This is a genomic window from Sphingorhabdus sp. EL138 (assembly GCF_945862485.1).
GTDB lineage: Bacteria > Pseudomonadota > Alphaproteobacteria > Sphingomonadales > Sphingomonadaceae > Sphingorhabdus_B.
On the sequence record NZ_CAMAYF010000023.1, the window covers coordinates 1 to 11,746 of the forward strand.

General features: G+C 54.8%; 9 protein-coding genes, 1 tRNA gene and 1 pseudogene. 8 read left to right on the forward strand and 3 right to left on the reverse strand.

Translation table 11 applies throughout. The features are described 5' to 3' along the window. The 8 genes and pseudogenes from Q0O33_RS08805 to msrA form a co-directional block, all read left to right on the forward strand. Positions 1-180 (forward strand): annotated as a pseudogene (locus tag Q0O33_RS08805) (S-(hydroxymethyl)glutathione dehydrogenase); the annotation flags it as partial. A gap of 18 nt (positions 181-198) precedes the next feature. After that, positions 199-579: a VOC family protein gene (locus tag Q0O33_RS08810; protein ID WP_295498442.1), complete on the forward strand. Its 381-nt coding sequence runs from the start codon at positions 199-201 to the stop codon at positions 577-579. A 13-nt stretch (positions 580-592) separates the two neighbouring features. Beyond that, the gene (locus Q0O33_RS08815) at positions 593-1,099 is read left to right on the forward strand and encodes a prolyl-tRNA synthetase associated domain-containing protein (protein ID WP_295498446.1); all 507 of its coding nucleotides are present in this window, start codon (positions 593-595) and stop codon (positions 1,097-1,099) included. Next, positions 1,096-1,941 (forward strand): S-formylglutathione hydrolase, encoded by an 846-nt coding sequence (fghA, locus tag Q0O33_RS08820; protein ID WP_295498448.1) that lies wholly within the window; start codon positions 1,096-1,098, stop codon positions 1,939-1,941. The genes Q0O33_RS08815 and fghA overlap by 4 nt, the downstream gene beginning before the upstream one ends. Positions 1,942-1,994: 53 nt before the next feature. Next, positions 1,995-2,068: transfer RNA gene (locus Q0O33_RS08825), tRNA-Gly, on the forward strand. Between the two features lie 14 nt (positions 2,069-2,082). Then, positions 2,083-3,834, forward strand: a complete 1,752-nt coding sequence (gene pabB, locus Q0O33_RS08830) for an aminodeoxychorismate synthase component I (protein WP_295498450.1) — start codon at positions 2,083-2,085, stop codon at positions 3,832-3,834. Positions 3,835-3,901: 67 nt separating this feature from the next. Then, on the forward strand, positions 3,902-5,104 hold the full coding sequence (locus tag Q0O33_RS08835; RefSeq protein WP_295498527.1) for a pyridoxal phosphate-dependent aminotransferase: 1,203 nt from the start codon (positions 3,902-3,904) through the stop codon (positions 5,102-5,104). Between the two features lie 281 nt (positions 5,105-5,385). Further along, positions 5,386-6,087 carry a peptide-methionine (S)-S-oxide reductase MsrA gene (gene msrA / locus Q0O33_RS08840; protein ID WP_295498452.1) on the forward strand — a complete coding sequence of 234 codons (702 nt, stop codon included), beginning with the start codon at positions 5,386-5,388 and terminating at the stop codon, positions 6,085-6,087. 128 nt (positions 6,088-6,215) lie between these two features. Here the strand turns inward: msrA and lpdA are convergent, their stop codons facing one another. The 3 genes from lpdA to Q0O33_RS08855 are packed head-to-tail and all read right to left on the reverse strand — an operon-like array spanning position 6,216 to position 11,694. Continuing rightward, complete coding sequence (gene lpdA, locus Q0O33_RS08845) at positions 6,216-7,625, reverse strand: dihydrolipoyl dehydrogenase (protein WP_295498455.1); 1,410 nt, start codon at positions 7,623-7,625, stop codon at positions 6,216-6,218. A gap of 12 nt (positions 7,626-7,637) precedes the next feature. Further along, positions 7,638-8,852: a 2-oxoglutarate dehydrogenase complex dihydrolipoyllysine-residue succinyltransferase gene (gene odhB / locus Q0O33_RS08850; protein ID WP_295498457.1), complete on the reverse strand. Its 1,215-nt coding sequence runs from the start codon at positions 8,850-8,852 to the stop codon at positions 7,638-7,640. Positions 8,853-8,862: 10 nt separating this feature from the next. Continuing rightward, on the reverse strand, positions 8,863-11,694 hold the full coding sequence (locus Q0O33_RS08855; RefSeq protein ID WP_295498459.1) for a 2-oxoglutarate dehydrogenase E1 component: 2,832 nt from the start codon (positions 11,692-11,694) through the stop codon (positions 8,863-8,865). Between the last annotated feature and the right edge of the window lie 52 nt (positions 11,695-11,746).

Sequence of the window (11,746 nt, forward strand, 5' to 3'; positions counted from 1 at the left end):
GGTACCGCTTTTGGCGGCGCCAAGGGCCGGACCGATGTACCCAAGATTGTCGATATGTACATGACCGGCAAGATCGAGATTGACCCGATGATCACCCATGTCATGGGCCTCGAAGAAATCAACAAAGCGTTCGAATTAATGCATGCGGGGACAAGCATCCGCAGCGTAGTGGTGTTTTAATAAAAGGGAGAAACGAATATGTTTAGTCACATGATGGTCGGCAGCAATGACATTGCCCGTTCAAAGAAATTTTACGACGCAACCTTTGCTGCGATGGGCGGAAAGCCAGGGATCGAAGACCCTAAGGGCCGTTTGATCTATATGCACAATGGATCGCTGTTTCTTGTCACACCGCCAATCGACGGCAATCCGGCAACGCATGGTAACGGCTCCACGGTCGGTTTTGCTATGACCCCGGAGCAAGCCAATGCCTGGCATCAGGCCGGCGTCGACAATGGCGGCGTGGCGATTGAAGATGCGCCGGGCATTCGCGAAGGCAATGGCATGAAACTGTACCTCGCCTATTTGCGCGATCCCGATGGCAACAAGCTGTGCGCCTTGCACCGCGTCACGGACTAATAAGACTAACGCTATGACCGATGCCGAAGCGCAGCTTTATACAGACCTAGCTGCGCTCGGCGTCGCCTATAAAGTCCATGAACATCCTGCGGTGTTTACCGTGGCCGAAAGTGCCGCGCATAATGATGCCATTCCCGGAGCGCATACAAAGAACTTGTTCCTGAAGGACAAAGCGGGGGACTATTATCTCGTCACTGTTCCGGCAGAAGCGCGCGTCGACTTAAAGGCGTTGCCCGCTGCGGTTGGATGCGGCCGTGTCAGTTTTGGCAAAGCGGAGGACATGGAACGCTTACTGGGCATTACGCCGGGTTCCGTCACGGCTTTGGCTGCGATAAATGATACCGCTGGTGCCGTGCGGTTCGTCTTGGATGAATCGTTGAGGGCAGCGGAGCTTATCAATTGCCACCCGCTACGCAACAGCGCGACCCTTGGCCTTGCACCCGATGACCTTGTTCGGGCACTGACCTTTTGGGGCCATCCACCATTGATAAAATCTATCCCGATATTGGAGTCAGCATGACCATAGAAACTGTGTCCACCAACGTTGCTTTTGGCGGCGTTCAAGGTGTGTATCGCCACGCATCGGCGGCTACCGGCACCGACATGACCTTTTCGGTCTATGTGCCGCCCCATGAAGATGGTGCGTTGTTGCCGATCGTCTGGTTTTTGTCGGGTCTGACCTGTACGCATGCCAATGTGACCGAGAAGGGCGAATTTCGTCGTGCCTGTGCCGAACTTGGATTGATCTTTATCGCCCCGGACACCAGCCCGCGTGGTGAGGGCGTTCCTGACGATGCGGAGGCCGCTTATGATTTCGGTCTTGGCGCAGGCTTTTACGTCAACGCGACGCAAGCGCCTTTCGACCAGCATTACCGGATGCAAGATTATATCGAAAATGAACTGCCAACTATCATTGCGGCACATTTTCCCGCCGATATGCAGCGACAAGCGATTATGGGCCATTCGATGGGCGGGCATGGCGCGTTGACAATCAGTCTGCGAAACCCGGGACGGTTTCGTTCCACATCCGCGTTTGCGCCCATTGTGTCGCCATTGAGCTGCCCATGGGGTGAAAAAGCACTAGGTGGCTATATTGGGCAAGATCGGGCCCAGTGGCGCGCATATGACAGCGTTGCGTTGATTGCTGATGGTGCGCGCTTACCTGACCTTTTGGTTGACCAAGGCGGTGACGACAATTTCTTAGAGGCGCAGCTTAAAACACATTTGTTGACCGAGCAGTGCGCCGCGGTAGGTCAGCCAGCGACCATCCGCATGCAGCCAGGATATGACCATAGCTATTATTTCATCTCGACCTTCATGGGCGAGCATCTTACTTGGCATGCTGACCGCTTGAAAGGCTAGGATTTTGGGCATTGGCAAAATCCTATCTAGCAGGATAAAATGCGGTATGTCGCGCGGGTGTAGCTCAATGGTAGAGCAGCAGCTTCCCAAGCTGAATACGGGGGTTCGATTCCCCTCACCCGCTCCAGCCGCCACCAGCATATGATCCCTAAAGAGGGACCTTTCGTTCTGCTCGATGATGCGCGGACGCAAGATGCATCGCCTGCACGGCTGTATACAAATCCGGTAAAAGTCCTGACCGCTCATGACCGTGACGGGCTACGTTCGCTGCTGGAATCGCTTCGACAAGCGCAGCGCGATGGCCTGCATGCTGCGGGATTTTTCGGCTATGAGGCTGGCGCACATTTCTTGCCCAACCTGACGCCTGCGCCATCTGGATTGCTGGCATGGTTTGGATTATTTCATAATTTCAGTACTATAGATGCAGATTCTGTGACATCACTGTTACCCGATCCCGCTGGCACGTGGTTGTCTGAACTGCGTCCAAGTATATCGCGCGAGGACTATAGTCGGGCCTTTGCGACAGTGCAGGAATATATCTGTGCTGGGGATATCTATCAGGCCAATCTGACATTCCCGCTGACAGCGGATTATGCCGGCGATCCGCTCGCATTATACGCCGCGTTGCGGGCCCGGGCCCGCGCTGGCTATGGTGGAGTGATCTGGACTGGGCAAACCCATTATCTGTCTTTTTCGCCTGAGCTGTTTTTTGCGTTGAAAGACCAAAGGATAACGACCAAGCCCATGAAGGGGACGGCGCAGCGTCAGACCGATCCGGTGGCGGATGCACAGGCCGCCGAGCATGTGCGTATGGACCCAAAGCAACGGGCCGAAAACCTGATGATAGTTGATCTGTTGCGTAATGACTTATCGCGCGTCTGCGTGGCGGGCAGCGTCAAGGTGCCCGAACTTTTCCATATTGAAAGCTATCCAACGGTGCACCAGATGACTTCTACGGTAGCGGGCGTGCTGGCCGATGGGCATGATGCCATTGATGTCATACAGGCGTTGTTTCCCAGTGGCTCCATTACCGGCGCACCGAAAATCCGTGCCATGCAAGTGGTGGATGAGGTCGAAGCTATATCACGTGGTATTTATTGTGGCTCCATCGGCCGGATAGATGACAATGGCGACGCCGCGTTCAACGTTGCTATTCGGACATTTACGCTGTGTGAAGAAACAAAGTCCCTCTCGCTTGGATTAGGATCTGGCGTAGTGGCTGATTCCGTTGAGGGAGATGAATGGGCCGAATGTTTGGCCAAAGGGGATTTCTCGAAACTGAAAAATCCGGGTTTCGACCTTATCGAAACGATGCGGTTCGAGCCCGCGACTGGCATCTTGCGGTTGGACAAACATTTTGAGCGGATGAAATCGAGCGCGGCGTACTTTGGCTTCGAATTTGATCGGCACCAATTACACAACCGCTTGCAGGAAAGTATTTGCAACCTCAAGCGTCTCTCCAAAATCCGCCTGATGGTATCGCGGCATGGCACGCAAGCAATTGAAATTTGGCCGCTGGAAGATGTAGCCGAGTGGCGCGTTGGCGTCGTGTCGTTGCCCGTTGACGCAGGTGATTTCCGCTTGCGGCATAAAATTTCTAACCGCGCCTTTTACGACGACGCGCGCAGGGCGCGGCCAGATTGCGATGAAGTGGTGTTTGTCGGCCGCGACGGTTTGCTTACCGAGGGCAGCATTACCGCTTTGTTTGTGGAGTGCGATGGCAAATTTTTGACCCCGCGACTGAAAACTGGGTTGCTGCCCTCCATATTGCGGCGTGAACTGATTGAGGCGGGCAAAGCGAAAGAAGCCGACCTAAGGATAGAGGACCTGTCGGATGGATTTTGGATCGGCAACAGCCTGCGGGGATTGATAAGGGCCAACAGGGTTGCGTAATTTTTGATGAGCCATTAGGGGCAGACACGCAATTTCAGTTCAATAACTCCGCGAAAGTATGATGATGATTGACCATCTGTCGGCTGCCCTCGGGCGGATTGCTCCCTCTGCGACGCTTGCCATGTCGGGCCGCGTAATTGACCTGAAATCGCAAGGCATTGATGTCATCGGCCTGTCCGCCGGAGAGCCGGATTTTGACACACCAGACTTCGTTAAGGACGCCGCCATTCAGGCGATCCGCGATGGGATGACGAAATATACTGCCGTTGACGGCATTGCGCCCCTCAAGCAGGCAATCATCGCCAAGTTCAAGCGCGATAACAATATCGATTATTCGCCGAAGCAAATTACCGTAAACTCAGGTGGCAAGCACACCCTGTTCAACGCGCTTGTCGCCACCATTGACGTCGGTGATGAGGTTATCATCCCTGCGCCATATTGGGTAAGTTATCCTGACATTGTGCAATTTGCAGGCGGCACGCCAGTCATCATCATGGCTACTGCGGCGCAAAATTATAAAATCACCCCCGATCAGCTTAATGCCGCCATCACGCCAAAAACACGCTGGCTCATCTTGAATTCGCCATCAAACCCGACCGGTGCGGCTTATGATGCGGAGGAACTCAAAGCGTTGGGCGAGGTGCTATTGAAGCATCCACATGTGATGCTGCTGTCGGACGATATGTATGAACATATCTGGTACGCGCCCAAGCCGTTTGCGACGATGCTTCAAGTCTGTCCAGCCTTGTACGACCGCACGCTGACCATGAACGGCGCGTCTAAATCCTATGCGATGACGGGTTGGCGGATTGGCTATGCGGGCGGTCCGGCTTGGCTCATTAAGGCCATGGCCGATTTGCAATCGCAGTCGACGAGCAACCCTTGCTCGATCAGCCAATATGCTGTGTTGGCGGCATTGAAAGGCCCGCAAGATTTCTTGCGCGAACGTAACAAGGCCTTCCGGGAGCGTAGAGACCTTGTGGTGGCGATGTTAAACGATGCACCAGGGCTCAGCTGCCCTACCCCCGAAGGTGCCTTCTACGTTTATCCAGATGCCACTGGCGTGATGGGTAAGAAAACGCCCAAAGGTAAAATCATTCAAACCGATGCAGATCTCATCGATTATTTCCTCGACGAATATCGCGTTGCGGCGGTGCATGGTGGGGCCTTTGGTTTGTCACCCGGTTTCCGGATTTCTTATGCAACATCAGCGGACATTTTGAAGGAAGCGTGCCTGCGTATTCAAGCGGCTTGTGCGGCGCTGACCTAAGCAACATATTTGGGGGGAGGTTAAGCACGTTAAGCCTTGCTTAATCCTGTGCATGCTTGAAATCTTTCGGAGCTCTGGCGCGTATCTGCTCAACATTTTTAATTGGACCCCGGAAAAGAGAGCTAAGAGATGGACGGCATTTTCAACTTTCTGCGGTCGGACCTTTTCTTGAGCCTCTTGGACGGAATTGCCCTTGGTGTGGCCGGGTTGACGTTGGTCAAGCCTGCCCTTGCAAGCCATAAAACGGTTGAAGTTTCGCACTCCATTACCAGCGGCGTATTATGAAAAGTCGGCACAGCGCCAATAAATGTATCATTCGCACATTGAATGTGACGCTGCTCCTTGGTCTTGTCACGGCATGTGGATCCGACGTTGAAGGCCCAATTGCCAGCGCGCATGCCACTGAGGGTCTTCGCATAGCTGCGCCCGCCGCTCGCATTGTCGAACCTAAAACACAACAGGTCGCTATATTTGCCGGTGGCTGCTTTTGGGGTGTCGAGGCGGTTTTCGAACGCGTGAAAGGCGTCACCCGCGTCGAGTCCGGCTATTCAGGCGACACCAAAGCGAAGGCCAATTACGACCTCGTCAGCTCAGGGCGGACGAAGCATGCCGAGTCAGTGCGTATCAATTATAATCCAGCGTTAGTCAGCTATGTTGATTTGCTGCACATATTCTTTTCGGTGGCGCATGACCCGACGCAGTTGAATCGCCAAGGGCCGGACCGAGGCGCGCAATATCGCACAGCCATTTTCCCTGCCAATGCCGCACAGCGAAATGCGGCAAACGCCTATATCTCGCAATTGGATAAAGCGGCGTATTGGAAGAAGCCGATTGTGACGAAGATTGAGCCCTTCAGCTTCTTTCCTGCGGAAAGCTACCATCAGGACTTCATGGCGAAGAACCCACGGCACCCGTATATTGTCCAATGGGACAAGCCTAAAATCGTCAATCTTAACCGGCTATTCGCAAGCCGTGTGCGCTAGCTATCCGCGATAGGCTGGGGTCGCCCAGCCCTTTTAAATGTCCATTGTGCGTATGGCAAAAACAGCGATGCCAAATAGGTCCAGCCATGAAATCGCGGCTGGGGCAATCCGGACCGCTTGCGTGACCATTACATATGGATCGGCTTACCGGTTACGGCCATGGCCGCTTCCTTCAATGCTTCGGCATGGGTCGGGTGCGCGTGGCAGGTATAAGCAATATCTTCCGATGTTGCGCCAAATTCCATCGCAGTGCACGCTTCGGCAATCATGGCTCCTGCAATCGACGCAATGATATGGACGCCCAAAACACGGTCGGTTTTAGCATCGGCGATGACCTTCACAAAACCGTCGGTGTCGCGGTTGGTCTTTGCCCGGCTATTCGCCATCATGGGGAATTTGCCGACCTTGATTTCGCCGCCCGACACAGCCGCTTTTTCTTTGGCTTCTTCTTCGGTCAAGCCAACGCTCGCGATTTCAGGATAGGTATAGACCACACCCGGAATAACGTCATGATTAACGATTCCGGTCAGGCCAGCGACAAATTCTGCGGCTGCAATACCTTCATCCTCTGCCTTATGCGCCAGCATCGGCCCAGGGCAGACGTCGCCCACCGCATAGATGCCGGGAACGCTGGTCTGGAAATCATGGCCGATCTCAATTTGTCCACGCGCGTTGACAGTGAGCCCTGCCTTTTCCAGCGCGAGGCCGTCGGTATTCGCACGGCGGCCAATGGCGACAAGGACGCAATCTGCCTCGATCGTTTCACTAGCGCCGCCCGCAGCGGGTTCAACGGTCAGCGTGGCCGTGTTGCCCTTAACGGTCGCGCCAGTCACCTTTGTACCCGTACGGATGTTAAAGCCCTGTTTCTTGAAAATCTTGGCCGCTTCTTTGCGAACTTCGCCGTCCATGCCGGGCAGAATTTGGTCAAGATATTCCACAACGGTAACTTGCGCGCCAAGGCGTAGCCACACACTACCAAGCTCAAGGCCAATAACCCCGCCGCCAATCACCACCAAATGCTTTGGCACTTTTGGCAAGGCAAGCGCGCCGGTGGAATCGACTATAAGCTTCTGGTCAATCTCGACGCCAGGCAATGGCGTAACCGACGACCCTGTTGCGATCATGATATTCTTTGCGGTGTAGCTTTTACCAGCAACATCCAAACTGTTGGCGGAGGTAAACGCCGCATGACCCCTCAACCAATCGACCTTGTTTTTCTTAAACAGAAACTCGATTCCACCTGTCAGCTCACCAACGGCTTTTGCCTTTTCGGCATGCATTTGGTCGAGATTGAGCGAAACACCCGAAAAATCGATGCCGAATTTCGCCAGCGAACCCGATTGCGCTTCATGAAAAATTTCGGACGCGTGCAGCAACGCCTTGGATGGAATGCAGCCAACGTTCAGGCATGTGCCGCCCAAGGTTTCGCGACTTTCGACGCAGGCCGTTTTCAGCCCCAATTGTGCTGCGCGGATTGCGGCGACATATCCGCCTGGACCTGCGCCAATAACGATCAGGTCGTAATCATGTTCTGCCATGGCTCAGGCTCCTTAAAGGTCGATCAACAACCGTGTCGGGTCTTCAATCGCCTCTTTGACGATCTTCAGGAAGGTAACAGCTTCACGGCCGTCTATGAGGCGATGATCATAGCTTAACGCCAAATACATCATCGGGCGCACCACCACCTGTCCATCACAGACGACCGCGCGATCTTCAATACGGTGTAGGCCAAGCACTGCCGATTGCGGGGGATTTATGATCGGCGTCGACATCAGGCTGCCAAACACACCGCCATTGGAAATGGTGAAGGTGCCGCCGGACATATCTTCCATTGTCAACGTGCCGGCCTTCGCCTTTGCACCAAAGTCGCCAATGGCCTTCTCAATTTGCGCAAAGCTCATTGCATCGGCATTGCGGACGACCGGGACCACAAGGCCGTTGGGTGCGCTGACTGCAACCGATACATCGAGATAATTGTGATAGACGATTTCGTCGCCTTCAATCTTCGCGTTCACGGACGGCACATCGCGTGCAGCCAAAGCCACGGCCTTGGTGAAGAAGCCCATGAAGCCCAAGCGGACACCATGCTTCTTTTCAAACAGATCCTTGTAGGTCGCGCGCGCTTTGATCACCGCTGACATATCGACATCGTTGAACGTTGTCAGCAATGCGGCTGTGTCTTGTGCGGACTTCAGGCGCTTGGCGATCGTCTGACGCAGACGGGTCATTTTTACGCGTTCTTCCAAACGCGCGCCTGTTGCTTGCGTTGTTGGCGCAGCGCTAACGGTGGTATCGGCAGATGGAGCGGGTGCGCCCTTGGCCGCGGCCAAAACATCTTCCTTCGTTAGGCGACCGTCCTTGCCAGTGCCTCTGATCTTGCTTGGGTCAATACCCAGTTCCAACACAAGGCGGCGTACGGCGGGTGAAAGCGGTAGGTCGCTGTTCTCCACTTCGGCAGCAGGCGCAGCGGTGGTTGTAACCGCTGGCGCGACTGACGCTGCGGCCCTTGCAGGCGCGGCTGCAGTGGTTCCAGCCTCGATGGATCCGATGACAGCGCCGACATTGACGGTCGCACCCTCTTCGACGGCATAGGCACCCATGATGCCTGCAACAGGCGACGGCACTTCGACCGCAACCTTGTCAGTTTCAAGGCTAGCAATCGGTTCGTCGATAGCGACCGCTTCACCGGGTTTCTTCAACCATTGACCAAGCGTGGCTTCAGTGATGGACTCGCCCAATACAGGGACTTTAACTTCAGTGCTCATAATCTAATCCTCACGTGGATGGAGGGGTGATTGGTTTTTTGCCACCTGAACGTTGCCGGCGGATTTCTTTGCGGACATTATGGCCTAACGCTTCAGCGACCAAGGCAGCTTGTTCGGCCTGATGGCGCTTCGCCAGGCCTGTCGCAGTTGCGGCAGCGGCCCTGCGTCCGGCGTAACGTGCGCGGGTGGGGCCAACATTGGCTTCGGCAAGGCATTCTTCCAGATAAGGATCGACGAATGACCAGCTTCCGGCATTGCGCGGCTCTTCCTGTGCCCAGACCAACTCTTCCAAATTGGTCATACGCTTCAGACGCACAATCAACGGTTCCGACGGGAACGGGTACAGCTGCTCAATACGCACAATGCTGGTATTTTTGTCGCCTGATGCGTCGCGGGCTTCCATCAGGTCATAGGCGACTTTTCCAGAGCATAAAATTAGCCGCTTCACGTCCTTATCGGCTGGCGCATTGGTATCTGACAGGATCCGCATGAAATGGCTTTCGCCTTGGAAATCCTCTGCCTTTGAAACCGCGAGTTTATGACGCAAAAGCGACTTTGGCGTCATGACAATAAGCGGTTTGCGGAATGGCCGCGCCATTTGCCGGCGCAGCAAGTGGAAATAGTTGGCTGGCGTGGTGCAATTGGCGACCTGTATGTTATCCTCCGCGCATAATTGCAGGAAGCGTTCTAAGCGTGCCGAGCTATGCTCTGGCCCTTGACCTTCATAGCCATGCGGCAATAGCATCACGAGGCCATTAGCGCGGAGCCATTTGGCTTCACCCGACGCAATGAACTGGTCTATCATCGTTTGCGCGCCATTCACGAAATCACCAAATTGCGCTTCCCAGAGGACCAATGTTTTTGGTTCGGCACCGGCATAGCCATATTCAAAGCCCAACACGCCGAATTCAGACAATGGGCTATCGAGGATTTCAAACCGTCCATGCGGTAGCGTTGAAAGCGGCACATATTTTTCTTCAGTGGTCTGGTCTACCCAGACACCGTGCCGCTGGCTAAATGTGCCGCGACCGGAATCCTGACCCGACAAACGCACGCCATAGCCTTCGGAAAGCAGCGAACCAAAAGCAAGCGCTTCGCCGGTTGCCCAATCGAAATTTTCGCCAGAGGAGAACATTGTTTTCTTGGCATCAAGAACGCGGCTTAATGTTGGATGGATGTTATGGCCTTCGGGTACAGTCGTCAGCGTACGACCAAGGCTGTCGAATAATTTGCGCGTGATACCCGTAGATACATTGCGCCGAGCCGTTTCCGGGTCAGCGGGCTTCGATAGGCCTGACCAGCGGCCACCAAACCAGTCGGCGGCGTTCGCCTTATAATCTGCGGCGCTGGCAAATTCCTGCTCAAGCGCCTGGACAAAACGCATCGCGTGTTCATTTGACCAATTGGCGTCGATTACACCTTCAGCTTGAAGACGTTGTGCGTAAAGAGTGCTTACGGCCGGATGGTTCTTGATGACTTTGTACATCAATGGTTGCGTAAAGCCGGGTTCATCGCCCTCATTATGGCCAAAGCGGCGGTAGCACCACATGTCGATGACGATATCGCGGTGGAATGTCTGGCGGAATTCAATCGCAATTTTGCACGCGAAGGTCACCGCTTCGGGATCATCGCCATTGACGTGGAAAATCGGCGCCTGAACGCCCTTCGCAACATCTGAAGGATAAGGCGACGACCGCGCATATTGCGGGCTGGTGGTAAAACCGACTTGGTTGTTAACGATGAAGTGCAAGCAACCACCGGTATTATACCCACGAATGCCGGAGAAGCCTAGGCACTCCCACACAATGCCCTGCCCAGCAAAGGCGGCATCACCGTGTAGCAGCACGGGCAATACCTGCTCATGCTTGCCCAGGTCGTCGCGCGCCGTCTGGTTGGCGCGCACTTTGCCCAAGACGACGGGGTTTACGGCCTCAAGGTGCGACGGGTTCGGCACAAGGCTCATATGCACCTTGATACCGTCAAATTCGCGGTCGGTGCTGGTGCCAAGATGGTATTTTACATCGCCTGAACCACCGACATCATCGGGGTTGGCGCTACCGCCTGAAAATTCGTGGAAGATGATGCGATAGGGCTTGGCCATCACGTTGGCGAGCACGTTCAAGCGGCCGCGATGGGGCATCCCATAGACGATTTCGCGCACGCCAAGCTGGCCGCCATATTTGATAACAGCCTCTAGTGCCGGAATCATCGATTCGCCGCCATCAAGGCCGAAACGCTTTGTGCCTACATATTTGCGGCCAAGGAATTTCTCATATTGCTCGGCTTCGATAACCTTGGCGAGAATGGCCTTCTTACCCTCAGGCGTGAACTGAATGGCGGCGTCCTTACCTTCCATCCGTTCTTGCAGAAACCGGCGCTCTTCGACGTCGGAAATATGCATATATTCAAGACCGACCGGCCCGCAATAATTGGCGCGCAGCGTATCTACGAGCTCGCGTACCGTGGTCCATTCCAGACCAAGCGTGCCGCCGACATAGACGCGCTTGTCGAGGTCGGCTCCCGAAAAACCGTGATATTCTGGCGTCAGGTCCGCAGGGATATCCTGCTTCGACAGGCCAAGCGGATCAAGATTGGCGGCCAGATGCCCGCGCACACGGTATGTGCGCACCAGCATCATCGCGCGGATCGAATCGCTTGCTGCTGCAACCGCATCGGACTCGGCCATTGGATTGCCAGCGGCCTTTGCCGCAGCCTTCACCTCGAGCGCCATTTGCGTGGGGTCAAGCGATGCAGTCAAGTCGTCTGTTGCCGACAACGGCCAGTTGGCACGTTCCCAACTCGGTCCGCACTCTAATTCGAAATCCTGGTTTTCTACGCCCATCCAACTTCTCCAATTCCTCCCCGCGAGCGGGGAGGGGAACCATCCAAAGGAT

Bases quoted from the DNA above. Each gene is read 5' to 3' on its own strand.
- Q0O33_RS08810 (WP_295498442.1), top strand. From the start codon at position 199: ATGTTTAGTCACATGATGGTCGGCAGCAATGACATTGCCCGTTCAAAG.
- Q0O33_RS08815 (WP_295498446.1), top strand. From the start codon at position 593: ATGACCGATGCCGAAGCGCAGCTTTATACAGACCTAGCTGCGCTCGGC.
- fghA (WP_295498448.1), top strand. From the start codon at position 1,096: ATGACCATAGAAACTGTGTCCACCAACGTTGCTTTTGGCGGCGTTCAA.
- pabB (WP_295498450.1), top strand. From the start codon at position 2,083: ATGATCCCTAAAGAGGGACCTTTCGTTCTGCTCGATGATGCGCGGACG.
- msrA (WP_295498452.1), top strand. From the start codon at position 5,386: ATGAAAAGTCGGCACAGCGCCAATAAATGTATCATTCGCACATTGAAT.
- lpdA (WP_295498455.1), bottom strand. From the start codon at position 7,625: ATGGCAGAACATGATTACGACCTGATCGTTATTGGCGCAGGTCCAGGC.
- odhB (WP_295498457.1), bottom strand. From the start codon at position 8,852: ATGAGCACTGAAGTTAAAGTCCCTGTATTGGGCGAGTCCATCACTGAA.
- Q0O33_RS08855 (WP_295498459.1), bottom strand. From the start codon at position 11,694: ATGGGCGTAGAAAACCAGGATTTCGAATTAGAGTGCGGACCGAGTTGG.